This is a genomic window from Burkholderia sp. WP9, assembly GCF_900104795.1.
Taxonomy (GTDB): domain Bacteria; phylum Pseudomonadota; class Gammaproteobacteria; order Burkholderiales; family Burkholderiaceae; genus Paraburkholderia.
In genome coordinates this window covers 1,392,725-1,416,292 of record NZ_FNTG01000002.1, presented here as the reverse complement: position 1 = coordinate 1,416,292, position 23,568 = coordinate 1,392,725, and the positions used below count along the sequence as shown (strand labels likewise).

The 23,568-nt window shown below is 62.0% G+C and carries 18 protein-coding genes and 1 riboswitch; of the genes, 13 read left to right on the top strand and 5 right to left on the bottom strand.

Features of this window, described 5'->3' with window-relative positions:
* Positions 1-53: 53 nt before the first annotated feature.
* Positions 54-956, bottom strand: a complete 903-nt coding sequence (locus BLW71_RS27605; RefSeq protein WP_091804308.1) for a LysR family transcriptional regulator — start codon at positions 954-956, stop codon at positions 54-56.
* Between the two features lie 186 nt (positions 957-1,142).
* On the opposite strand from BLW71_RS27605, the gene BLW71_RS27600 reads away from it, so the two are divergent.
* The 4 genes from BLW71_RS27600 to BLW71_RS27585 all read left to right on the top strand — a co-directional run bounded on the left by BLW71_RS27600 (position 1,143) and on the right by BLW71_RS27585 (position 5,152).
* Complete coding sequence (locus BLW71_RS27600; protein WP_091804305.1) at positions 1,143-2,219, top strand: hypothetical protein; 1,077 nt, start codon at positions 1,143-1,145, stop codon at positions 2,217-2,219.
* Positions 2,216-3,574: an MFS transporter gene (locus BLW71_RS27595; RefSeq protein ID WP_091804302.1), complete on the top strand. Its 1,359-nt coding sequence runs from the start codon at positions 2,216-2,218 to the stop codon at positions 3,572-3,574. The genes BLW71_RS27600 and BLW71_RS27595 overlap by 4 nt, the downstream gene beginning before the upstream one ends.
* Before the next feature lie 19 nt (positions 3,575-3,593).
* Positions 3,594-4,607, top strand: a complete 1,014-nt coding sequence (locus tag BLW71_RS27590; protein WP_091804299.1) for an alpha/beta fold hydrolase — start codon at positions 3,594-3,596, stop codon at positions 4,605-4,607.
* 104 nt (positions 4,608-4,711) lie between these two features.
* Positions 4,712-5,152, top strand: a complete 441-nt coding sequence (locus BLW71_RS27585; protein ID WP_091808969.1) for a hypothetical protein — start codon at positions 4,712-4,714, stop codon at positions 5,150-5,152.
* Positions 5,153-5,175: 23 nt separating this feature from the next.
* Here BLW71_RS27585 and BLW71_RS27580 read toward each other — a convergent pair whose 3' ends face one another.
* On the bottom strand, positions 5,176-5,769 hold the full coding sequence (locus BLW71_RS27580) for a histidine phosphatase family protein (protein ID WP_091804296.1): 594 nt from the start codon (positions 5,767-5,769) through the stop codon (positions 5,176-5,178).
* 88 nt (positions 5,770-5,857) lie between these two features.
* Positions 5,858-6,010: riboswitch (adenosylcobalamin (AdoCbl) riboswitch) on the top strand.
* Positions 6,011-6,012: 2 nt separating this feature from the next.
* On the opposite strand from BLW71_RS27580, the gene BLW71_RS27575 reads away from it, so the two are divergent.
* The 4 genes from BLW71_RS27575 to BLW71_RS27555 all read left to right on the top strand — a co-directional run bounded on the left by BLW71_RS27575 (position 6,013) and on the right by BLW71_RS27555 (position 11,338).
* Positions 6,013-6,255, top strand: a complete 243-nt coding sequence (locus BLW71_RS27575; RefSeq protein WP_502686837.1) for a CbtB domain-containing protein — start codon at positions 6,013-6,015, stop codon at positions 6,253-6,255.
* An 11-nt stretch (positions 6,256-6,266) separates the two neighbouring features.
* The gene (locus BLW71_RS27570; RefSeq protein WP_091804293.1) at positions 6,267-6,998 is read left to right on the top strand and encodes a CbtA family protein; all 732 of its coding nucleotides are present in this window, start codon (positions 6,267-6,269) and stop codon (positions 6,996-6,998) included.
* A 1,701-nt stretch (positions 6,999-8,699) separates the two neighbouring features.
* Entirely contained in the window at positions 8,700-11,063 is a 2,364-nt protein-coding gene (locus BLW71_RS27560) for a DUF6531 domain-containing protein (protein ID WP_091804287.1), read from the top strand.
* Positions 11,064-11,149: 86 nt separating this feature from the next.
* Positions 11,150-11,338: a hypothetical protein gene (locus BLW71_RS27555; protein WP_353615898.1), complete on the top strand. Its 189-nt coding sequence runs from the start codon at positions 11,150-11,152 to the stop codon at positions 11,336-11,338.
* Between the two features lie 583 nt (positions 11,339-11,921).
* Here the strand turns inward: BLW71_RS27555 and BLW71_RS27550 are convergent.
* A complete protein-coding gene (locus BLW71_RS27550; protein ID WP_091804281.1) occupies positions 11,922-13,841 on the bottom strand; it encodes an FUSC family protein in 1,920 nt (639 codons plus the stop codon).
* Between the two features lie 314 nt (positions 13,842-14,155).
* Positions 14,156-14,968 carry a 2OG-Fe(II) oxygenase gene (locus BLW71_RS27545; protein WP_286162131.1) on the bottom strand — a complete coding sequence of 271 codons (813 nt, stop codon included), beginning with the start codon at positions 14,966-14,968 and terminating at the stop codon, positions 14,156-14,158.
* Positions 14,969-15,267: 299 nt separating this feature from the next.
* On the opposite strand from BLW71_RS27545, the gene BLW71_RS27535 reads away from it, so the two are divergent.
* Positions 15,268-16,110 carry an HTD2 family dehydratase gene (locus tag BLW71_RS27535; RefSeq protein WP_091804275.1) on the top strand — a complete coding sequence of 281 codons (843 nt, stop codon included), beginning with the start codon at positions 15,268-15,270 and terminating at the stop codon, positions 16,108-16,110.
* 161 nt (positions 16,111-16,271) lie between these two features.
* Here BLW71_RS27535 and BLW71_RS27530 read toward each other — a convergent pair whose 3' ends face one another.
* Entirely contained in the window at positions 16,272-16,640 is a 369-nt protein-coding gene (locus BLW71_RS27530; RefSeq protein ID WP_091804272.1) for a response regulator, read from the bottom strand.
* A gap of 474 nt (positions 16,641-17,114) precedes the next feature.
* Here BLW71_RS27530 and amaB point away from each other — a divergent pair, with 474 nt between their 5' ends.
* The 4 genes from amaB to BLW71_RS27510 all read left to right on the top strand — a co-directional run bounded on the left by amaB (position 17,115) and on the right by BLW71_RS27510 (position 23,502).
* Positions 17,115-18,614, top strand: a complete 1,500-nt coding sequence (gene amaB / locus BLW71_RS27525; RefSeq protein WP_091804269.1) for an L-piperidine-6-carboxylate dehydrogenase — start codon at positions 17,115-17,117, stop codon at positions 18,612-18,614.
* 139 nt (positions 18,615-18,753) lie between these two features.
* Positions 18,754-19,926 (top strand): NAD(P)/FAD-dependent oxidoreductase, encoded by a 1,173-nt coding sequence (locus BLW71_RS27520; protein ID WP_091804265.1) that lies wholly within the window; start codon positions 18,754-18,756, stop codon positions 19,924-19,926.
* Positions 19,927-20,048: 122 nt separating this feature from the next.
* Positions 20,049-21,245, top strand: coding sequence for an aminotransferase-like domain-containing protein (locus BLW71_RS27515; RefSeq protein ID WP_091804262.1), 1,197 nt, complete (start codon positions 20,049-20,051; stop codon positions 21,243-21,245).
* A 463-nt stretch (positions 21,246-21,708) separates the two neighbouring features.
* Positions 21,709-23,502 (top strand): DUF2138 domain-containing protein, encoded by a 1,794-nt coding sequence (locus BLW71_RS27510; RefSeq protein ID WP_091804259.1) that lies wholly within the window; start codon positions 21,709-21,711, stop codon positions 23,500-23,502.
* The last annotated feature ends 66 nt before the right edge of the window (positions 23,503-23,568 follow it).

Here is a 23,568-nt window from a genome sequence, read left to right as displayed (position 1 = left end):
CATTTCCAGCCGGTACGCCGAGAATGCAATTTGCGTGCCCGTCGACGCCGGCCTTACGCGCCGGCGCGTGCCATCACCAGTTGAATGAAGCGCGTGGCAGCGCTGTTATGCAATGCCGCCGGATAGGCCAGATGCAACGGCGCGCTCAGTTTCGACGGATTCGCGAGCGTGCAATACACGGTGCCTACCGGGTCGTAACGTTGCATGGAAGCAGGCACCAGCGTCACGCCGAGACCCGCGGCAACGAGGTTGATGCCCGACAGCATGCGCGGCACTTCACGCGCGATCCGCGGGACGAAACCCGCTTGCCGGCAGGCCGCGAGGATGTCGGCATACATGCCGGGCGCGCCCGGGCGGCGGACCAGAATGAAATCTTCGTGCGCCAGCGCCTTCAGCGACACGTGCGGCCGCTTCTTGCCCTTGAGCAAGGGATGGCCGACCGGCAACACCACGACCATCGGCTCGTCGAGGAGCAACTCGAAGGCCACGCCCTCGCGCGCTTCGACGGGCTTGCGCAGAAACGCCGCCTGAATCTGCCCCGCAGCCAGGCGCTCGATGATCTCCGCCGCATTGAGTTCGGCAAGCTCCACGGCGACTTCGGGACACACCTTGCGAAACGCGCGGATCGCCTCGGTCGTGAACGGATGAAACGCCGCGGAACTCGTCAACCCGATCGACATCGTGCCGAGTTCGCCGCGCGCAATCCGGCTCGCCTTGTCCACCGACTGCTGCAGGTTCTGCAGCAAGCGTTGCGCGTCTTCCGCAAAGGCCTGCCCGGCCGGTGTCAGGGTGACGCCTCGTGGCATGCGCACGAAGAGTTCGAAGCCGATCTCTTCTTCGAGCGTTCGGATCTGCTGCGAGAGCGGGGGCTGCTGCATGGCAAGGCGCTCAGCCGCACGCGTGAACTGGCCTTCTTCAGCGACTGCCAGGAAGTAACGCAGATGCCGCAATTCCATGGTGTTTCGTCTCCCGGCTGCATTCGAACGCCTGCCCACTGCCATATTCATAAAATATGGGTTGTGCGTAAAACAGGTATTTTACATTTGCCACAGCCGACCCTACGATCGTAGTCGAGTTTTTCAACGACAGATTTGACGATGCACCGCGTTCAAGACAGTGCACGGTAATCAGGAGCAAGCTACATGACGGTCAATCTCTCACGACGTTTCGGTATGCGCTGCGCGTTGACAGGCGCTGCACTGCTGATGACGCTCGCGCAACCCGCGCTCGCGGTCCATCCTTACGAGCCGCATATGAAGCCGGTGGCGACAATCTCGGATACGCGCTTCACGCTCGACACGCCGCAAGGGCACGCGGAATTTCCGCTGTATCTGTCGAAGGACTGGCGTGTCGCGCAACCGCAGGTGACGCGAGCGGTGATCGTGATTCACGGCAAACTGCGCAATGCGGACGTGTACTTTCGCACCGCGCAGAACGCCCGCGATGCCGCGCATGCACACCCCGACGCCACGTTGCTGATCGCGCCGCAATTCCTCGCCACGCTCGATACGCGCGTTCACGACGAACCTGCCGATTTGCTGCGCTGGACAGGCGACGCCTGGATGGGCGGCGAGGCGGCTCGCGCGCCGCTGCCCATCAGTTCCTACGAGGTGCTGGACGCGATCGTCGCGCGGCTCGCCGATCGCAAGCTGTTTCCCAATTTACGGCACGTGGTGTTCGCCGGGCATTCGGGTGGTGGACAAGTCGTGCAGCGCTACGCTGTCGCGGGGCACAACATCGCTGCGCTGACTGGCGAGGGTATCGATGTGCGCTACGTGGTGGCAAGTCCTTCAACCTATGCGTATTTCGACGCGCAACGGCCCAACGCGCAAGGCGTGGCTGCGCCGTTCGATGCCGCGCAATGCCCCGACTTCAATCAGTGGAAATACGGCATGGACAACCGGCCGCCGTATCTCGACAACCGTACACCCGCGCAACTCGAAGCGGCCTATGCGGCGCGGCGGATCGACTACCTCGTCGGCGGCGCGGACGATGATCCGCAGCAGAGCGCGCTCGACAAGACCTGCGCGGCCGAAGCGCAAGGGCCACAGCGCGTCGCGCGTGCGCAGGCGTACTACCGCTATATCCAGTCGCGCCACCCGGACGGCTTGAAGCAGAGCTTTCACATCGTGCCCGGCGTGGGGCACGACGGTTCGCGCATGCTGACCTCGGTGTGCGCGCTGGCGGCGATGTTCGACACTCAGGGATGCGAACAATGAGCGAAGCGACCTTCAATCAGCGTGAAGGTGGGGCGTCCGGCGCCGGGGCCTCGAACGCATTGAGTCCCGCGATGGTGCGGCGCGCGATCTTCGCCTCCGTACTCGGCAACGGGCTCGAGTGGTTCGACTTTCTGATTTACGGCTACTTCGCGAAGATCATCGCGCAAGTGTTCTTTCCCGGCGGTAGTGGTTTCGTGTCGATCATGCTGACGCTTGCCACGTTCGCGGTCGGTTTCATCGTGCGGCCGATCGGCGGCATTCTGCTAGGCATTTATGCGGACCGGGCAGGGCGCCGTAAAGCGCTGTCGCTGCTGATCATTTCGATGGCGGCCAGCACGTTGCTGATGGGCCTTACGCCGGGTTATGCGCGCATCGGCGTCGCGGCGCCGATGCTGGTCGTGCTCGCTCGCCTGCTGCAAGGGCTCTCCGTGGGCGGACAGTTCGCGACCGCATCGGCGATGTTGGTCGAGTATGCGCCGCCGCACAAGAAGATGTTCTATGGCAGCTTCAACATGTCGGCGCAGGCGTTTGCGCTGCTGTTGTCTTCCGGGGTCGGTTATCTGCTGACCACGCAGCTCACGCATGAGCAACTCGTGGCGTGGGGCTGGCGTCTGCCGTTTCTGTTCGGTGCGTTGGCCGGGCCGTTTGGGTTTTATATTCGCCATCGCGTGGCCGAGTCGCCGGAGTTCGAGCGCCTGCTCGACCACAAGGACAAGCCGCCGCGCGTCACGATCCGCCAGTTCTTCCGTGACAACGGCGATGCGGCGGTCTGCGCGATGGGCGTGATCATCATCGGCGCGGCGACCAATTACGTGTGGCACTCGTATCTGTCGGTGTATGTCGAGCGGCAATTGCATCTGCCGCTCTCTACCGCGTTGCTCGGCGCGTTCGTGTCGGGTGTGCTCAATCTGTTTCTGTTTCCGCTCTCGGGCAAGCTCGCCGATCGTTATGGCGCGTACAAGCTGTTCTATCCGATCGTGATTGCGTGGATGGTTTGCGTGTACCCGCTTTATCACTTCGTCGTGACGAATCCGACGCCGGGGCATCTGTTCATCGCGCAGATGGTCGCGACGGTGTTTCTCGCCGCGATGTCCGGTGCACATCCCGGCATGCTCGCCACCTTGTTTCCGGTGCGCAGCCGGTCGGCGGGCGTGGCGCTGTCGTACAACATTGCGGTGACGCTGTTCGGCGGCATGGCGCCGCTCACCATTACCGGCTTGACGCGCGTGACAGGCAGTAGTCTTACGCCCGCGTTTTACCTGATTTTTGCCGGTTTTGTGTCGCTCGCGATGGTGTACTTCACGCGTGCCGGACGTATGGCGGGTGACGCGGCGCCGAGGCCCGCCACTCATTGATCAACCACGAGCGTATTGCATGACCCAGTACTTGATGACAGACGACGAGCGAGCGCCGAATGAACGTCCGGTGGCGGTGGTCGCGAGCCGGCATCTGAGCGTCGCGACGAGAGCCGGCAGCGGCACTGTGCCCGTGTTCGCGAATGGCGACTGGCTGGCGCCGACGCGCGAAGTTCGACGCGCAGTGATTCTGATTCACGGCCGCCTGCGCAACGGCGACACTTACTTTGATCTCGCCGAGCGGTCGTGCGCACTTGCCGGCGGCAGCGCGGCCGATACGCTGCTGATCGTGCCGCAGTTTCTCGCGACCGCGGATGTCGAAGCGCATGCGTTGCCGCCGTCCACCTTGCATTGGGACTGGACGAGCTGGATGGGCGGCGAAGACGCCGAAGGTCCCGCGCCGATCAGTTCATTCGATGTACTCGACGCCATTATGCACACGCTTGCATCACGCGAGCAGTTCGCGTCGCTCGCCGAGGTGGTGGTCGCCGGGCATTCAGGCGGCGGCCAGGTCGTGCAGCGCTATGCGGTGGTCGCGCGCAGCGAGGCACCGCTCACCGCACGCGGCATTGTGCTGCGCTACGTGGTGGCGAATCCTTCGTCGTATGTGTATTTCGATGCGCTGCGGCCTACAGCCTCTGGCGAGTTCGCGGAGTTCGATAGGGCGATGTGCCCGTCGTTCAATCGCTGGAAGTACGGGCTCGAAGATTTGCCGGCTTACGCGCGCGAGTCGGGCGACGCTGGTTCCGCGGCGGCGCTCGAAGCGCGCTACGCGCAACGCGACGTCACCGTGCTGCTCGGCGGCGCGGATTGCGATCCGCAGCATCCTGCGCTCGACCGTTCATGCGCCGCGCAAACGCAAGGAAGCCACCGTCTCGGGCGAGGACTCGCTTATGCGCGTTATATGGCGGCGCGGCATGCGGAAGGATTGGCGACGCATCGGACGTTCGTGATCGATGGTGTCGGGCACGATGCCAAAGGGATTTTCTCATCGCCTCAAGGACTGGCTGCTTTGTTTGGTGCTGGTCTGTGATGCGCGTTGCGCGAGAGCGAGCGTGAGGCGCTCGGCGCGCATGGGCACGAAGCGTGCTACTTCGCTTCATGCTACTTGTAAGCCACTTCGAGGACCGCGCCGACATGAACAGAACCCGATTGCTTGCCTCCGCGCTTGCCGTTGCATCATTCGGCGCGTTGCTGCCGTGCAGCGCCAATGCCGACGACGCGCCTAGCCCCTGTGCATCACTGAAACGCATCGTAGCGGCGGCGCCTGGCGGCCTCGCGTCGTTGACGCCGGACGATGGCAAAGGCGTCGCGCAACCCTACGGCGACGACGCGCAATGTTCGGCGAGCCACGGCAGCTACCAATGCACGTGGACGCCGCATCACGACGCCGGTTCAAATGCGGACGCGCTGCAAGCGGTCGCGGCCGACGTCGCGTCGTGTTTGCCCGACGCGACACACGACCAGAATTCGCCGGGACGGCAGCACTTTTATCTCGGTGCGAAGGGCAAGCGGACCGACATTGCCGTAACGCCGACGGGTTCGAACAAGTTGCGCCTGGTGGTGTCGGGCAAGTGAATCGGGCTGCGGCGTGAAAGCGGCTAATGCGTCGCCGGCCACCACGACCAGCCGCGTGATGAGCGCCGCAACTCGATCATCGAAAGCGGTGCGATTTCAATGCGCGAAAACACCACGGGCGATGCCCCCAGCGCATACACGATCGCTGCTCTGAGAAGCGGCGCGTGCGTGACGGCGACCACGTTGCACATATCGGCCGATGCAAGGTCGGGCGTGCCGCCTAGCGCAACGAGCCATTCTCCTACCCGCTTTACGAGCTGACTGAACGACTCGCCGCCGTGCGGCGTGGCGTCGGGATCGCGTGTCCATGCGGCGAGATCTTGCGGCGCTTCGGCTTCGAGATCGGCAAGCCGCCGCCCTCGCCAATTGCCATAGTTCATGTCCGCCAGCGCGACATCGACCGACGCGGCGAGGCCGAGGGCCGCCGCCGTATCTCGTGCGCAGACGGCCGGGCTCACATAGGCTGACGCGCTTTCCGCGATCGCCAGACGTGTGTTCGTGGCGTGGACGCGGGCTTCTGCGATAGCGCGGGCGTCGAGCGGGTCATCAGCGGGAAAACGGCCTGCACGCTGGGCTGCGGTCGATGCGTGGCTGATCAGTAATAGCCGTATGTCCACTCTGTTCATTTCCTGTGAGGCTGCGCCGAAGCCTGGCGTTGGCGGAAAGGGTGCATCCGCTTTGCGTTGCCGGGTGCCGGAGTTTAGCGCGTAGAATAGCCGGACTGCGAAGCACGGAAGCCGGTGAAAACCCGGCGCGGTCGCGCCACTGTAATCGGCAGCACATGCCGAAAGCCAGACCTGAGCTTCGCATCATTCCTCTGCAACGACTATCGGGGCGCGTAACCCCAGGAGATGTCCATCATGACAGCTGTTTTCGATCCCGCTTCGCAGGCCGCTTCTCAGCCCGCTTCTCAGCCCGTTTTTGAACCCACGCCGATTCCGTTGCGCGAGTTGCTGCCGTGGGTCGTGTTCGGGGGGCTGCTGCTGTTGCTCGCGCTTTACTTCGTGGGTGCGGAACAGGGCGCCACATCGCTGGTGCCCGGCATGTACGTGCATGAGTTCGTGCACGACGGTCGCCATCTGCTCGGCTTTCCCTGTCACTAACGGAGTCGGACATGGTCGGTAAATTGTTGGTGCGCGGGATGCTGGCAGGCATCGCCGCGGGACTGCTCACGTTCGGCTTCGCCCGGGTCGCGGGCGAGCCGCAAGTCAATCAGGCGATCTCATTCGAAGAAAGGGCCGATGCCGCGAAAGACGAGGCGCCCGAACCCGCGATGGTGAGCCGCGAGACGCAACAAGGACTCGGCCTGTTGACCGGGGTGGTGGTGTACGGCGCGGCGTTTGGCGGGTTGTTCTCGTTGGTGTTCGCTTACGCGTATGGGCGCGCGGGGGCATTGAGCGCACGCGCGTTGTCCGCGTGGCTGGCGCTCGGTGCGTTCATTGCGCTGGCGGTCGTTCCCAACCTGAAGTATCCGGCGAACCCGCCTGCGGTCGGCGACCCGGAGACGATCGGGACGCGCACGGGCCTGTTCTTTCTGATGATTGCGATCTCGCTGGCCGCGATGGTGTTTTCGCTCAAGGTGCGGCGCCGTGTGGCCGCGAAACTCGGCTCGTGGAATGGCTCGATCGTGGCGGGGTTGGTGTTTGTCGTCATTATCGCGGCGGTGCAACTGTCGATGCCGTCTTTCAATGAAGTGCCGGAGGGTTTTCCGGCGGCGCTGCTGTGGAAGTTCCGTGTGGCGGCGCTGGGTATGCAGGCGATCATGTGGACGACGATTGGACTGCTGTTCGGCGCGCTCGTTGAGCGCGGTGCGTTTATGCGGTTGGGCGGTCGGCCGGCGGTGTAGTCGGCTTGATGGTTGGTGGAGGCGATGGGCGCAACCGCCTCGGTGGTTGTGCCCGGCGTTCTCTGCCTGGCTCGTCGCTGTTTGCGCGCAGGGGTCGAGAAGGTTTGTGCGTCAAGGAGTTGGGGCTGTTGTGGGGTGGTTATCCACAGGCTTGAGCACAGAATCTGTGGATAAAGTTCCAGCATTGAGACGTCCCAGCTTCGCGGCCCGGTCGTCGGGGGCAAAGCAGAGCAATCCTATGCCCGCGCCAATCCAGCCGGTCTGCCGGGCATAGCCGTTGTTGTTCAGGTCGAAGTAAGGCGCGCCGGTGTTCAGGGGGCAGGTTTATTCCTGAGCCGGTCAGGTCAAGAACTAATGGGCTGGTTGAGTCCAACGGAGGGCCGTCGTATTTGCCCAGGGTGCCGCCACCTGCGCCTGATCCGGGCCAACGCATCGGCGACACTCGCAATTACCGCTCCAATGGTATTCAGCACGTCCGCGACAGTACTTGCCAGGTTCAGACCACTTGCGTTTAGCCGATTCGAGCCCGCCCGCATGGGCGCGGGAATGCGGTCGAACGCGATCGCCGAGGAACCGACAGGCGGAGCCCATCGAATGCGGGGTACCGGACTTTAGCTACTGGCTCGCGCTAACCCCACGCGTCTTGCTGGAAGGTGTGCGGGTATTCGCTGACTGGAGGTCAAACTGATTACCCACCGCTACTGCTGACCGAAGTACCGATGCAAGGCACTGCCCCCTCTCATCGACAAACCGCCCCGCATTTCAAATGTGAGATAGCCCTACGACGCAAGGTGAAAGAATACGGCTTTGACGCATAGCTAAGCGAGCAAATGACATTCAGTGAGGAAAGCAAATCAGAGAACGGTTCCACTCGAACGCCTTTGCGCCTATTTATCCTGCCTATTCTCGTGTGGTTCACCGGAGTAGTGCTGTCCGTCAACTGCCACGTTGGCGTGTGGGTAATCCGGGACGTGTATCTAGGCGATTTCTCGGTGGTGCTTGGTCTGCTTTGGGCCTACACATTCAAGAGACTTCGCGAGCCGCTGAGAAACATCGCTGCTCACATCACAGTAACTTCGGTAGCCATGGGACTGCTTGTGTGTGCCGCCGTATGGCAATGCATATTGGCCCTGCCACGCTTCACCGCGCAGTCTTCACGAACTTTCGATGTCACATACGAGCGAATCGGTGGCAGGAAGGGATGCCGGTTTGGCGTTGAGTTTAGGGATGATTTCATCCGGGACACAATCAGGGTATGCGGACCAGCCTCGAATATTCCGGGCAATCGAGCCTACGGCCGGCTTCGTGTCCATGAGGCGACTGGCCCATGGGGCGTTTATATCCTGAAGTTGGTGGCTATCAAGGAAAATCGGACCTAGAGCCCTATGCGTCAACTGGCAAAGAAGTGACATGTCCCTGTCGGGGCGAAACGTATTCGCGAGTGATGCTAATCGCTACCGAGGTTCGTGGTGCGAGGGACTACGCTGTACCTCCATTCGTCTTGCGTTCGCCATTTCACTAATTGCAGTTCGCGGTATCTGACGGTTGTCGTTATAAATTCCTACGCCTCGTGTCGACATTCCCGAGCCATGGTTTATGTGAATGCACGGAGAGCGTGATTTTAGGAGTTATCGCATTCTGCGGTAATCGTGATCCCTATAGGTTACCTGTGCGTCAAGCAAATAACCTATAGGAATAAGAATGAGAAGACACAGACTGTACGGAGAGGCGACCGGATTTTTAGGCCGCCTGGTGGTTGCCTTCACGTTATTGGTTCTTGCGTTCACCGCGAACGCAGACGACTGCTTCTCACTGTACGCAAAGTCCGGCGCCACGCCGGGCTCCAAGACATGCAAGCTCGACGTCACAAGCAATACGCCTGGCGGAATGGGCAACTATGCGTGTATTAACGACCTCGCACTAATTGATCAATGGTGCAGCTCAACCGAAACCCCGCCTGACGATACCTGCCCGGTGGCGGACCCGGTGTTTCCGGCAAATGGAGTTGTCACGCTTTCTGAAACTGACTTTGCTAGCGGCGATACGTCGCCGCTTGTGTTCAGTCGTAGCTATTTTTCGAAGCCGTTCGACAAAACCCAGACGGCGATGGGGGGCTATTGGGTCAGCAACTGGCAGCGAAGGCTTGATCTGACCGCAGCCAATGCGAGCACCCCAAAGATCTCCGCTTATCGGAGTAACGGGCAGCCTCTGATATTCAAGTGGGTTAATGGAGCGTGGGCGGTGCCAGGAACGTCGGGTCTCGCCCTGACGAAAGCTGGCGATGGTTACTTCCACCTGAAAGATGAACGGATCGGTACGACGGAAACGTACTCGGTCAGCACAGGTCTGTTCCACTCCGAGACGACCCGCACAGGTATGTACCGCGAGGTTCAGTACGTCGGACAAAGGATTGATTCAATTGTGCAGTGGCCTGTCGATCGTATTGGACAGAACGCATCGCGGCTGACACTTAGTCTGGCCTACGACGGTAGCGGTCGCATCTTGAGCGTCGTGCCTCCTTCGGGCAATGCCACGCATTATGCGTACGATGCGAAAGGTAATCTGGCTTCGGTAACCGCGCCAATTGGATACGTTCGCCAGTATCTGTACGAAGATGTCCGCTTTCCAAACGCATTGACCGGCATCAAGGACGAATCAGGCTCGAGGATTGCAACATGGACCTACGATTCCAGTGGACGTGCGATCTCGGTCACGCATCCTGACACGACGCGTAATGTTTCACTGAGGTATGGCTCGGGCACGACCACGGTCGGCAACCTGGCTGGGAACAGCACATATTCCTTTAGTGTCGGCGACACGTCGCGCCCTGGCTCTATTGCCACACCTGGTGGCACGGTGTCACGTACGTGGGATACCTCAGGGAACTTGAAGCAAAGAGTTACCCCGGATGGGAATACACAGTACACGTGGGACGGCGCCAACCGGCCAACGAAAGCAGTTGCAACGGTCGCGGGCAGCAAGACGGTAACAACCGTTGAGTACAGCGACAGCAGTTCACTGCGTCCGCATCTGGTCGCGATGCCGAGCAAGATCAGGGCGTTCGTCTACGACACAGAAGGTCACGTCACCGGCTACGCAGAGTGGCAGACAACCGACCCGACGGGCGAACAGGGAATGCAGGCGGTTGCGGCGGGCGATCAGATGACGGTCGGGGCGCGCTACGATCAGGCGGGCCGTCTCCTGTCTGCCACTGTCGTCCGGAATGGTGTGAAGACTGAGGACTGGACCTACACCTATGATGCGCGTGGCAACATCGCGACGACGCGGGACGCCGTATCCGGTTGGGCAATGCGAACCCTCGGTCGCGATGCCGAGAACCGCGCGACGCAAATAGCGGGTAATAGCGGTCAGGCAAGCATTGGATACGACGAGCGTGGTCGCGTAAAGTCCTTTCAGTATAACGAACCGGCAAGTTCGTTGAATGGCGGACTTGCCCGTGTACTGGCAGTCGATTACCAGTACGCCGCGAATGGCTCGGTCTCGTCACATTCGGCTAAGGTCTCAGCTAACGGCGCATGGTGGCAGCCGATCAGCGACGCCGAGTTAGGAATGTGGCTCACCAACTGGGAACTGGGCAATGACCCGGTTGCACCGTCCGCCAGCCTCACGGGATTGCAGTCAGATACACGGGCCTTCGTACCAGGCATCTGTGTCGAGTGCTACATGCGGTGGAAAGCTACGCTAACGGAGAAACTTTTTGAAAGTGAACTGAGCGCTGCACTTCCAGCATGGGGCGAGGCAACGGAAGTGATGCTGAGCGATCAGGCGCAAGTCCCTTATCCTGTTCTGGTGCCGGATCTGACCAGTTCGGCGAAAAGGGCGATGCTTTACAGTACTCTCTTCGGAGCTGGAAGCGGCGACGGTGGGATGGTCAAGTGTGGGAGCAGCGGGGATAATGAGTGGCGTGAGGCGGACTGTCACGCGAAGTATGAGTCCGATATGTTCAGGTGTAACTCGCTTGCCAAATATATGGGTGGTTTGGCGGGCCTCGCACTTTGCAAGAAGAATGCATTTGACGACTATCAGGAGTGCAGGGGGCACTGATGATCAGATTTCCACCATGTTCCGTGGTTGTAACTTACGACCAAGACCGTCAACAGTTGATCTTGCAGTCAGTCGAGCGAGGAAGGATGGCCACGGCGTTGAAAGGGGCAATTGAAATGCCCGTTTTACTGGATGAATTCGAGTTCCGACTTGACGACGAATTTGCGCGTCGGTTTGGCGCTGGTGTGCTCAGTCTCATCGCGCTGGGTCAACCTGATCTCAAGCAATACATTACTTTTACAGAGGCACCGATCGACAGACCGTCTGAAGAGTAATCTTTCCGAGGTTCGGTGACTTGGTCGACCGACGCTCAGTCATCACAAAGGCATGTTCCAGCGGGTGGCGCCGCCTAGGCGTCGTCCGCTGGCATCCAATTCGGACTCTTGTCGATCCGCGAAAAAAAGGCAGAGCAGCGTGCCGGTTCTGGCGCTGCGGCTTTGTTCAACGTCGTGGGTCGAACCTAATCATCAATTCCGCGAGCAGCTTGGGTCGCGTACGGATAGCGAATTGGCAATGTGCGCGGTGGACACAACGGTGTGGAACGCTTCTTCTCGACCGGCTCCAGCGGCAGCATTCAGACGGCGCACGCGCCCAAACTGGGATTTTGACGATCCGGACCGTGTGCACTGCGCTCGCCGGCCTGACGAGCCGTCGCTTACAAGCGCCGTGCATGCCAAAAGCGTTTGCACGATATCAAGAATGCAGAGGTTATCGATGGCTAAACATCCGCCGTATTCCGTGGTTCTGAACTACGACGAGAGCCTGCAAAAGTTGGTCGCTTACACACTTGATCCAAACCCGCTGGCTCCGCTCCTCGTAACCTCATCGCCAATGAGCTTTACACCACCCCCGGCACTCCTAAACCCCCCGCCCCCGCAACGCCCAATTAAACACCCGCCGCGCATCCGACGCCGGCCGTGTCAATCGATCGAACAACTGCGCGACCGCGCCATCCAGTTGCGCGAGTGCCGGCGCCTTACGTGCATCAACATGAGCGGCAGCCGTCACCGATGCAAGCTCATCCCGCCCACCCCACGCATCACGCACCACGGCGCCGTTGTACCGCGCAATCAACGAATCGAGCCGCGCCACGATCGAATCGACATGCGCCGCGCCCACCTCCGCCGCATTGAGCGCCACCTCTTCGCGCAACCCGCCGCGCCGTGCGGAATCGCTCATCACTCGCGCCCAATGCAGACAACACAGCAGCGAGCCGGTGGCCAGTTCGACATCGGGATTCCACACCACCACGCGCTGCGTCTGCAGCGGCCGCAGCGCGATCCGCAGGTCGTGCCAACTGCGATCGAGCTGACGCATGGCCGGAACCGCATCAGCCGCTGGCGCTCCCGACCCGGCGAGCCGCACCACTTCACGCAACGCGCCCAGCACCGAACTCAGCTTCGTCTCGACATGCCGCGTCGCGGCGAGCGGCATCATCAGTATCGCGACGGCGAACGAGACGACACAGCCCACCAGCACTTCTTCAATTCGTATTTCGACCAGCGGGCCCATTGCGAACCCCAACTCGCCGTAGACCAACCCCACGAGCACGGTGATGAAAAACACACCCGGCGCATACGCGTTCAGGATGAAGTAAGCCCAGCCGAACACGCATAGCACCATCGCGGCGACCAGCAAAACCGGTGAGTCCTGCAGCGGCGCGACCAGCGAAACGCTGACGAGCGCACCGCCCAGCGTCCCCACGAGGCGCTGCGCGCCGCGGTACACCGTATCGGCGCGCGAGCGCGTGCCAAGAAAGACGACGAACGTCGTAATGACCGCCCAGAACCAGCGCTCCGGCGAAAGCGAGTGACCGATCAGCATCGCGAGTAGTGCAGCCGTCGTCGCGCGCGTGGCGGGGAGCCAGCAGAGCTTGCTGCGCAAGTCGGCGAGGCGCTGCGCCGCAGTCAGCGCAGCTGCACCGCTCGCATGTGCAAATGAAGCGCATCGAGCGATGTGGCCTCGATTTGCTATTTCCCTGAGCCGCGCAATCGCGTGACGCAACACGTCGGCACTTGCCTCGCCGCCGCCATCCGCATGCCCCGATGCAAACGCATACTGCCCGGCGGCCACTTCCACTTCGACGATCCGTTCGCGAATCGTTTCCGCATCGGACGGATTCAACAGCGCCAACTGTTCTTCGAGCGAAAGCGCAGCTTCGTTCAACGCCGAGAGATGCGCCGCCGCCGGAGCGTGAAGCACACGCGACGCGCGCAGCGTGACCGTATGCACAGCCAGGCGCAAGCTCGTCGCGGGCCGCATCGGTACGATCACGCGACCCACCAGCGTGACCATCAACGGGCCGAACGCGGAGAGCAGGAGCGACTGCACGAGATGCGTCGTCGATGGATGCAGATACAGACCGAGGTAAAAACACACCACGCCCAGCATCGCGCAGCCCAACGCACGCGGACCGCATGCCTGGCACAACATGCCAACGAACATCACGACGAGGAAGCCGGCGTCGCCGGCCAGCGGATAGCGGCTCAGCACGCTCGCCGTAGCGAAGCACACACAGGCGCACAGATAGAGGCAGAAGAGCGTGCCGAACCATGCGGGCCGCCGCGCATCGCGCACGAACAGCGGCGCGACCATTGCGAAGAGGATGCCGGGTGCGGCGAGCGTGACGGGTTGGTGGACGGAGACAGTCCACGCGACGCTGGCCACGCCGGTGAGCAGGCAGGCAAGCGCAACGCGCAGCGCGGTATGGAGGCGTACGAGTCCGGGATCCGCGGCAAGCAGGCGGTCGGCGACGCGCGAAAACGCGGCAGCAATCATGATCGATGATGTCCAGGCTAATTGGCCGCCTTCGGCTTTTGACCGACTGCGACGAGGCGGGCGCGCGGGCCCGCCAGCTTTGTATCGCCGGATTGGGCCGCCATGCCGGGATCACCGGCTAACAGCCCCACCCGACAACGGGCGATGACACTCGAACAGACACGCCGACATACGCTGCAAGGGGTGGCGCAGCGCATCCGGCGGGTTCGGGTTTTCCCGAATCATACCTGGTCAAAATCACGATTGTCGAATTTTTGCGGCGGCGCAGCAGCACGCGTAACTAACTGCGGCAAGCCCGGCAATCGGAGGCCGGCTCAAGTCGCGTCGTGGAAAATCACCCCGAGCGTATGCCGTTGGCCCGAGCGCAGGCGGCTCACGCCATGCCGCAAATTCACCCGGTACGCGCCGCGTGTCCCTTGCACCGGACGGTGGTGGACCGCGAACACTGCCGCGTCGCCTTTGCCGAGCGGCACGACTTCCGTGCGCGATTGCATGCGCGGACGCTGCTCCGTCATGACGAATTCGCCGCCTGTGAAGTCCGCGCCGGGCTCGGACAGCAGAATTGCGACCTGGAGTGGAAAGACGTGTTCGCCGTAGAGGTCCTGATGCAGGCAGTTGTAGTCGTCGATCGCGTATTGAAGCATGAGCGGCGTGGGGCGCGTCTGACCGGCGGCGTGGCAGCGTTCGATGAATTCCGCATGCGTAGCCGGATAGCGGACGTCGATACCCATCACCTCGTTCCAACGGTTCGCCACGGGCGCGAGGCACGGATAAAGCGCGGTACGCAAATCCGCGATCAACGGCGGCAGCGGATAAGCGAAATACTTGTATTCGCCGCGGCCGAAACCATGTCGCGCCATCACGACGCGGCTGCGGAACAGGGCTTCGCGCGGGTAGAGCGCAGTCAGCGCATCGCATTCCCCGGCACTGAGCAGATTACGCAGCATCGCGCAGCCATACGCGTTCAAGCCTTCTTCTATTTCGAACCAGTCGACCGACCCGATGCGCTGCGCAAGCGAGCCGGCCGTCTGCGCCTCACCGTCTTTGAGATCCGGCTTCTGGATCGCACCGGCTCCGAACTCCAACTCCAGCGAGTGCGACTGTTGACCCTTCGCAATCGTATCCATGAACTCTCTCCATCACGCTATTACCAGAACGATGACTGAGTGTAAGTACAGGCGTTCTGTCACGCCCTCCGACTCTTGCTCTTCAATTCTGCGCGTTTCGCAGTCGTTGCTCGGGCAACGGGTGCATGATGTTCAGAACGATCCAGCCCCGGCGCGAGCCGTGCGCTTCCGCACGCGGCAGTCCTGCGAACTTTAAGCAAATCCCGACGCCCGCTTTGGAAATGCCGACTTCGCGCGACGTGCTGCCCTGTTCATAGTAAAACCCTGTTAAGCCCAACGCACATCTGGAGACTTTGCCTATGTCTGCTTCCCCGCAGAAACTCGACGACTGGCTCGACAAGGAGATGGTGGCCGAAGACGACATCACGGCCTTTCCGCTGACGGCAATGGCCGCCACGCTCGATCGCGAAGAACGCGGCGATAGCGTGCCGCCGCTCTGGCACTGGCTGTACTTTCTGCCGACTGCGCCGATGTCCGAGGTCGGCCCCGACGGCCATCCAAAGCGCGGCGGTTTTTTGCCCCCCGTGCCGCTGCCGCGTCGCATGTGGGCCGGCGGCCGGCTGACGTTTCACGCGCCGCTGAAAGTGGGTGAGCGCGCCACGCGGACCTCGACCATCGCCAATATCGAAGACAAGACCGGCCTGTCCGGCCGTCTCGTGTTCGTCACGGTGCAGCACACCATTGAAGCGGGCGGCGAACTGAAGCTCGAAGAGGAGCACGACATCGTCTATCGCGACGAGCCGCAGGAGGGCGCGCGGCCACCGCAGGCGCAACTCGCGCCGGAAGGGGAAACGTGGCGTCGCACGATCGATGCCGGCCCCGTCATGCTGTTCCGCTACTCGGCGCTGACCTTCAATAGCCATCGGATTCACTACGACTACCCGTACGTGACGGAGGTCGAGGGCTATCCGGGGCTCATCGTGCATGGTCCATTGATTGCGACGCTGCTGGTCGACCTGGTGCGCCGCGAACAACCGGACGCCACGCTGCAGAGTTTCGCCTTCAAGGCGGTGCGCCCGACATTTGCGGGGCAGGCGTTCACGGTGTGCGGCAAGCCATCTGGCGAGGGCAAGATCATCGACCTGTGGGCCAAAGACCACGAAGGCTATCTGACCATGCGCGCCACCGCGGCGCTTGCGTGAAATTCAAGCGATTCGATCTTTCAGGAGCGATTGCGCGCGGAGGCCACCGCACCGCGAAGCCGCATGGCCGCGCTCATGAGTCCATCGCGTGCCCCGCTTCTGTGCGTGATTCAGGCTGGCGAGCGCATCGACGATGCTCGCCCGCGGTCGCAACACCGCGTTCAGCAGACAGCGGGCAGCGCCGCGTCGCTTTCGCATTCGACCAACAATGAGAGCAGCTTGTCCAGCGCGAACGGTTTCCTGAGAAAGCCTTTGACGGGCAACGCGGGCGCCTCGCCGCTGCCGCTCGTCAGAATGACGGGTACGGACGCCAGTTCACTGCGCGCCTGCATCGATTCGATCAGCTCGGCGCCGTCCATATTGGGCATGCGCCAGTCACACACCACGGCGCTGACGCGCGTGCGTTGCAGTCGTTCAAGAGCTTCGGCGCCGTCCGCCGCCGTGGCGACCGTGTAACCACGGCCGACCAGCACGGCGCGCAGCGCGGACAATGCCTCGGGTTGGTCGTCGACCAGTAATACGCGACTCATAATGCTTATGCCTGAAATGTCGGTTGGACTGGGCCTCGGATGTTCGTGGTGCCAGTCGTGACAGGGGAGCGGGCTGAATTGCCACGCGTTGTGGTCCTGTCGAGCCGCAAGAAAAAGCAAGGGTCGTGCCTGAGACTTGATTCGTGCCAGTTTATTTGGCCTTTGTCTTGTGAGCGCTGAAGGCGCGTCAACCTCTGCTTTCATCATGCCTGGCGATTCCACGATACCACCAACGGCAGCCAGTATTTCCAATAAGAAACGAGTGCGACGCGGCCAGAGCGCGGCTACCGCTCCGGCGCCGACGCAGGCGAAAGCTGGCAGCGATGCATTCGCTTCGCGCGTTACTCAAGCTCAGTAAGCCTTCAGCAGTCTTTTGCCCGCCGTTACCGGGCAAATACCCTTGCCGCCAGAAAAACCCGCGTGTATAGTTTCCGAACTTACTCTTGTTTCGCATCGGAAATAAAAGGGATCTTCATGGACGCTTCCACCATTCTCGCCGACCTCGGCATCGCCCACGCGGCGCAAGCCGGCGACATCGCGGTTCATTCGCCCATCACGGGCGAACTCATTGGCCGCGTGGCCAGCAACACCGTGGCGGAAGTCGACACGGCTCTCGCTCAGGCCAAAGAGGCGTACACCGTCTGGCGCAACGTCCCGGCGCCGCGCCGCGGCGAACTGGTGCGTCTGCTAGGCAACCGTCTGCGTGAGAAGAAGCAGGCGCTCGGCAGCATCATCACGCTCGAGACCGGCAAGATTCTCCAGGAAGGTATGGGCGAAGTGCAGGAAATGATCGACATCTGCGATTTCGCGGTAGGTCTGTCGCGCCAGTTGTACGGTCTGACGATCGCCTCGGAGCGTCCCGGGCATCGTATGGCTGAAACGTGGCATCCCATGGGCACTTGCCTCGTGATCTCGGCATTCAATTTCCCGGCTGCGGTGTGGTCGTGGAATGCGGCGCTCGCGCTGGTCTGCGGCAACGCGGTGATCTGGAAGCCGTCGGAAAAGACGCCGCTCACCGCGCTCGCCGTCAATCAGATTCTCAACGAGGCACTGCAAGAGTTCGGCGATGCACCGGCCGGTCTCACCGCGCTGATCAACGGCGGCCGCGATGTGGGCGCAAAGCTGGTGGCCGATCCGCGCGCGTCGATTGTCAGCGCCACGGGTAGCACGGAAATGGGCCGTACCGTCGGCGTGGAAGTGGCGAAGCGCTTCGGCCGCTCGCTGCTCGAACTCGGTGGCAACAATGCGGGCATCGTCACGCAAACGGCGGATCACGAACTCGCCATGCGCGGAATTCTGTTCTCGGCGGTCGGTACGGCCGGGCAGCGTTGCACGTCGCTGCGCCGTTTGTTCGTGCACGAAAGCGTGTACGACAAAACCATCGAACGTCTGAAACAGTTGTACAGCAAGGTGCCGATCGGCAACCCGCTCGAAAAGGGCACGCTGATGGGTCCGCTGATCGACAAGCAATCGTTTGGCCGCATGCAGGAAGCGCTGCAACAGGCCACGGCTGAAGGCGGCAAGGTCTTCGGCGGCGAGCGCGTCGACGTGAAGGGCTATGAAGGCGGCTACTACGTGCGTCCGGCGATTGTCGAAATGCCGTCGCAAACGGCGGTGGTGCTGAAGGAAACGTTCGCACCGATTCTGTACGTGCTGCGCTACACCGATTTCGCCGATGCGGTCGAAGCGAACAACGCGGCGGTGCACGGTCTCTCGTCGTGTGTATTCACAACCGATCTGCGCGAAGCTGAACGCTTCCTGTCCGACTCGGGCAGCGACTGCGGCATTGCGAACGTCAACATCGGGCCGAGCGGCGCGGAAATCGGCGGCGCGTTCGGCGGCGAGAAAGAAACCGGCGGCGGCCGCGAGTCGGGTTCGGACGCGTGGAAAGCCTATATGCGCCGCGCGACCAACACGGTCAACTACTCGTCGGCATTGCCGCTCGCGCAAGGTATCGACTTCAATATCGGTTGATACCGCTCGCGCAATCCGTTCGTTTATCCGTAACAGGCAGCGGCGCATTCACGCGCCGCTGCGGCTTTGCCCAACCTTCTTCAGCAATCCGTTTGCGCCGCCGGCGTTAAGAGCGGCCACGCTACTCGTGGGGTAAGACGTGAGTTCCAAAGTCGTGATCGTCGGCGGTGGGGTGATCGGCAGCTCGATCGCGTATTTCTTGCGGCTGTCCGATCCGACAGTCAGCGTCACGGTGATCGAGCGCGATCCGACTTATGCGCGCTCGTCGTCGGCCTTATCGGCGGCGTCGATCCGGCAGCAATTCTCCACGCCACTTTCCATTCAGATGTCGTTGTTCGGCATCGAGTTTCTGCGCTCGATCGGTGAACGGCTCGAAGTCGACGGCGCCAAACCGTCGATCGATCTGCACGAAGGCGGCTACCTGTTCCTCGCGACGCCGGCCGGCGAGACGACGCTGCGTGAGAATCACGCACTGCAAAAAAGTCTCGGCGCCGATATCAGTCTGCTGGACAAAGCTGCATTGCAAGCGCGCTTTCCCTGGCTCAATACAGAAGACCTCGTGGCCGGTGCGTACGGTGAGAGCGGCGAAGGCTGGTTCGACGGCTACGGGCTCGTGCAGGCGCTGCGCAAGAAGGCGCAATCGCTCGGCGCGCGCTACATCGCGGCGGACGTTACCGCGCTCCAGCGCGACGGCAAACGTGTGACTCACGTGCAGACCGCGAACGGCGAGACCTACGCCTGCGACGTGGTGGTCAATGCCGCCGGCGCGTGGTCACGCAAAGTCGCGCAGATGGCCGGTATCGACATTCCGGTTTATGCGCGGCGCCGCAGTATTTTCAATGTCACCTCGCCGGGGCAGCTCGAACGGTGTCCGTTGCTGATCGATCCGACCGGCGTGTATTTCCGCCCCGAAGGCAAATCGTTTATCTGCGGGACGTCACCCTCGGCGGATAACGACCCCGACGATCTGCCGCTCGACGAAGTCGATCACGCGCTATTCGACGATGTGATCTGGCCGACGCTCGCGCATCGCGTGCCGCAATTCGAAGCGCTGCGTGTGCAGAATTGCTGGTCTGGCTACTACGAATACAACGTGCTCGATCAGAACGCGATCATCGGCTACCACCCGGATGTCGATAACTGTATTTTCGCCAACGGCTTTAGCGGACACGGTTTGCAGCAAGGACCCGCAACGGGCCGCGGCATCAGCGAACTGATTCTGCATGGCCGATACACGACGCTCGATCTGGGCTCGTTGAGTTTCACGCGAGTGCTCGAAAACCGGCCTATCGTGGAGAAAAACGTGGTGTAGCCGCGCGCGCCGGGGTGATGCGAAAAACGCAATACGTAGTGCGTAGATATCGTTTGCCGCTCACTCTGACACTGGCCACAATCGACGCCGATCCTCCCTCTAGAGATAAGCGGCCCGTCACCATGTTCACGTTCAATCCCGCATTCGAAGCACCGACCGGTTCGCCGATTCGCGAGCTTTTCAAGTATCTGGCGCAACCCGGCATGATCTCGTTCGCCGGCGGCTATCCGGCGAGCGATCTATTCGATCGTGAAGGACTCGACGCCGCCGCGGCACGGGCGACACAACACACCACGCTTTGCCTGCAATACGGCCCCACCGACGGCCTCGTCGTCCTCAAGGAACAACTCGCGCATTTAATGATGCGCCGAGGCACCCCTTGCACGCCGCAGGAATTGCTCGTGACGACCGGTTCGCAGCAGGGCTTCGATCTGCTGCTGCGCGTGATGGTCGCGCCCGGCGACGTGGTGCTGGTCGAACAGCCCGCCTATCCCGCGACCTTGCAGGCGCTCAAGCTGCAAGAGGCCGATGTGGTCACGATTCCCGTCGATCAGAATGGCCTCGACGTCGACGCACTCGCCGCGCAGCTCGAGTCGGGCAGGCTGCGCCGCGCGCCGAAGCTGCTGTACACCGTGCCCACCTTCGCCAATCCGACCGGTGCGACCTTGTCGCTCGAACGTCGCATGGCGTTGCTGAAACTGGCGGCGCGTTACCGCTTTCTGATCGTCGAAGACGATCCCTATGGCGATCTGCGCTTCAGCGGCGCAGCACTGCCTTCGCTGCTCGCGTTGAGCGAGCAGGTGCCGGGTTCACGCGATTGGGTCGTGCATTTCTCCAGTCTGTCGAAGATCGTCGCGCCCGGCCTGCGCGTTGGCTGGATGCTCGCGCATGCGGAGATTCTGCGCCGTTGCGTGGTCGCCAAGCAGACGGTCGACCTGTGCAGCTCGCCGTGGACCCAGGCGATTGCCGCGGAGTACCTCGCAAGCGGCGCGCTCGAGCGGCATTTGCCGCGCATCGTCGACGCCTATGCCGTGAAATGCCGCACGCTGTGCGACGCGCTGGAAGCGCAACTGCCGGAGCACATTGCGTTTCATCGCCCGGCTGGCGGCATGTTCGTGTGGGCGCGACTGAAAGCCGGTCAGAATGCGTCCGATTATCTGCGCGCTTGTATCGAGCGCAATGTGATGTTTGTGCCGGGCGTGGCTTTCTATAAAGACAATATCGATACCGCCGCGCTGCGCTTGTCGTTTGCCGCGCCCGGCGTAGCCGATATCGAAACCGGCGTGCAGAGAATGAAACAGGCGCTCGAACGGTTTTGACAGCGGCTAAGACAGATCGATATCAAAGTAGTAAGCGCGATGCGCAATTAACCCGGCGGGCACTCTCTGTGCCGCCGGGTTTTTTACATGCGCGTTTAATTGCGTGGATTTAGCATAAAACCCGCGTACCGTAATGCCTTGCATGACCGTTCACGGATAAAGGCATTATTCACGGCGCGCTGGACGCAAGGGGCGTGCATGCCTAGCAAATAATCTCCGATCCTGTTCGTGCCGGTTTGGCGAATCAGATCGCCGCATCGAATGGACTCGGTTCCCAATCGTCTTAATTAGACGTGTGTCCGATTTTTGTCAAACCTTGAAGTGGCACGACTGTTAAATAGGAAGTGCCGTTGGTTTTGCGTTAAAAATATCGGTTATCATCGCTGCCTTCGGCCATGATCCCGCTGGTTTAATCCGCCGGGCATTCCCGTTAATACCGTCGCATCGAACCAGAAGAAATCAGATGAAGATGTCGCGAAAAAAGATTGCAATCCTGGTTGTCGGTCTTCTGGTTGTGGCCGGCGTGGTCATTCAGGCGGTGTGGCGTCCATTTGCGCATCGCAAAGCCGCCGGGAATGGCGAAATCGTCCTCGACATTCATCACCCTGACGCGGTGATCGACAGTGAAGCGCTCTCGCGTTTGCCGCGCGACATTCTGAGCGTGCCATTGCTGCACGACGTGCTCACGCAAGACTTCGTCGACTACTACGAATCGAGCAATACGCGGCTGTCCGCCGAAGGCGCGCTGCGCCGGCTCGCGTTCGAACATCAGCTCGACTGGCGCGACGAAGTGATCCGCCGTGTATTCGACGAACCCGCGCACGTGCTGCTGTGGCGCTCGCCTGACGGCCGCCTCGGCTACTGGGTGATGTCGATGCATCGCAACGGTTTCGCCAAGCTGCTGCAAGGCGTCGGCAATGTCGCCACGAGCGACGCGCAATTGAGCCAGGTGGCGAAGCTCTCCGGCGACGTGCCGGTCTACGCATTGAAACTGGCGGTAGGCCGCACGCTGCTGTTCGCCAGCAAGGACGACCGGCTGGTCGTACTGTCCGCGCCCGGCGTGCTGCTCGACGAGAAGGGCGGCCTGCTCAGCGAGCGGGCCGATGCGGTGTCCGCGATGCTCTCCTCGGGCCGCGACGATGCAGCGCGCGCCTATCAGCTCGACGCACCCGGCGAGGCGCCGAAGGGTCACCGGCTGGTGGTGTCGGCCAACTATCTGTCGTTCGGTTATCAGGCGTTCTTCTCCGGCATCGACGCACTGCGCTTCGATTTTTCGTCGAATGCTTCGGGACGTGCAGCGGCGAACTGGCAAACCTCGGCGCTGATCGACCCGGGCAAGTTACCGCAGCAGTGGAACAGCGCCGATTTGTGGCGCGCGTTGCCGGCCAATCCGGCGGCCTGCACGAGCTTGCCGGCGGACTGGAAAGAAGCCTCGGGTCTGTTGGGCAAGGTGGCCGGCGGCGGCGCGGATAACGCTGCCGCGATTGGCGATCAGCTCGCCGGTCCCGCAGCGGTGTGCTGGTATGCGAAGTCCACGCTGGTCGCCCCGGTGTTCGTCGCTCGCGTGAAGAAGCAGGACGCGGCCGGTGTCGCCGCATTGAAGGCGGCGCTCGGCAAGACCTTCGGCGATGTGATCGGTGCCTATGAAGCGAAGGCCGCCAAAACGGACGGCGCGGACTCGTCGGCTTATCGCCGCTTGCCGGTCACCACGCGCGACCAGGGCGCGGATGTTACCGTGTGGCAGCGTCCCGTCAGCGCGCGGTCGGGCACGGCACTGACCAGCAAGGCGTCGTTCGCGTCGCAGTTGTCGGCGGAGCGCTATTTTCCGGTCACGCTCGCCCTCGCGCACGGCTATCTGATCTTCTCGCCGGACGGGCGACTCGTCGACGACACGCTCGCGGTGCTCGACAAGCGCTATCCGGCGCTGGCCGATACGCTCGCGCCGCAGCGTCTGCCGCGCACGATTCTGACGCTCACGCCTTCGTCGGCCGCCGCGCTGATCGAGCGCGAGGCGGGCGCGGCGTTGCCGGCGGATCAGGAAGCGGTGTTCCGCAACGCGTCGCGCACGCATCTCGTGCCGAAGCTGCACGCGCTCGCTCATTACCCGCCGGTCTCGCTGACACTGCCGCAAAACCTGCCGGGCTCGACGGGCTGGGTGCCGGTGGAGTGGTGGTTCGATCGCGCGAAAGCCGGGGCCGGTTCGACAGAAAGCGCTGCGGATACGCCCGCGGATCAACCCGGCACCGAGGGCGACTGAGTGCGCCGCCTTCGCGTACCCGACGCGACAGTCGCGACGTGCGTGCCTGAGCGCGCGCCGCAAGGC

Bases quoted from the DNA above. Each gene is read 5' to 3' on its own strand.
- BLW71_RS27510 (WP_091804259.1), top strand. From the start codon at position 21,709: ATGAAGATGTCGCGAAAAAAGATTGCAATCCTGGTTGTCGGTCTTCTG.
- BLW71_RS27550 (WP_091804281.1), bottom strand. From the start codon at position 13,841: ATGATTGCTGCCGCGTTTTCGCGCGTCGCCGACCGCCTGCTTGCCGCG.
- BLW71_RS27545 (WP_286162131.1), bottom strand. From the start codon at position 14,968: ATGGATACGATTGCGAAGGGTCAACAGTCGCACTCGCTGGAGTTGGAG.
- BLW71_RS27535 (WP_091804275.1), top strand. From the start codon at position 15,268: ATGTCTGCTTCCCCGCAGAAACTCGACGACTGGCTCGACAAGGAGATG.
- BLW71_RS27555 (WP_353615898.1), top strand. From the start codon at position 11,150: ATGGCCACGGCGTTGAAAGGGGCAATTGAAATGCCCGTTTTACTGGAT.
- BLW71_RS27530 (WP_091804272.1), bottom strand. From the start codon at position 16,640: ATGAGTCGCGTATTACTGGTCGACGACCAACCCGAGGCATTGTCCGCG.
- BLW71_RS27590 (WP_091804299.1), top strand. From the start codon at position 3,594: ATGACCCAGTACTTGATGACAGACGACGAGCGAGCGCCGAATGAACGT.
- BLW71_RS27515 (WP_091804262.1), top strand. From the start codon at position 20,049: ATGTTCACGTTCAATCCCGCATTCGAAGCACCGACCGGTTCGCCGATT.
- BLW71_RS27570 (WP_091804293.1), top strand. From the start codon at position 6,267: ATGGTCGGTAAATTGTTGGTGCGCGGGATGCTGGCAGGCATCGCCGCG.
- BLW71_RS27560 (WP_091804287.1), top strand. From the start codon at position 8,700: ATGAGAAGACACAGACTGTACGGAGAGGCGACCGGATTTTTAGGCCGC.
- BLW71_RS27600 (WP_091804305.1), top strand. From the start codon at position 1,143: ATGACGGTCAATCTCTCACGACGTTTCGGTATGCGCTGCGCGTTGACA.
- BLW71_RS27575 (WP_502686837.1), top strand. From the start codon at position 6,013: ATGACAGCTGTTTTCGATCCCGCTTCGCAGGCCGCTTCTCAGCCCGCT.
- amaB (WP_091804269.1), top strand. From the start codon at position 17,115: ATGGACGCTTCCACCATTCTCGCCGACCTCGGCATCGCCCACGCGGCG.
- BLW71_RS27585 (WP_091808969.1), top strand. From the start codon at position 4,712: ATGAACAGAACCCGATTGCTTGCCTCCGCGCTTGCCGTTGCATCATTC.
- BLW71_RS27605 (WP_091804308.1), bottom strand. From the start codon at position 956: ATGGAATTGCGGCATCTGCGTTACTTCCTGGCAGTCGCTGAAGAAGGC.
- BLW71_RS27595 (WP_091804302.1), top strand. From the start codon at position 2,216: ATGAGCGAAGCGACCTTCAATCAGCGTGAAGGTGGGGCGTCCGGCGCC.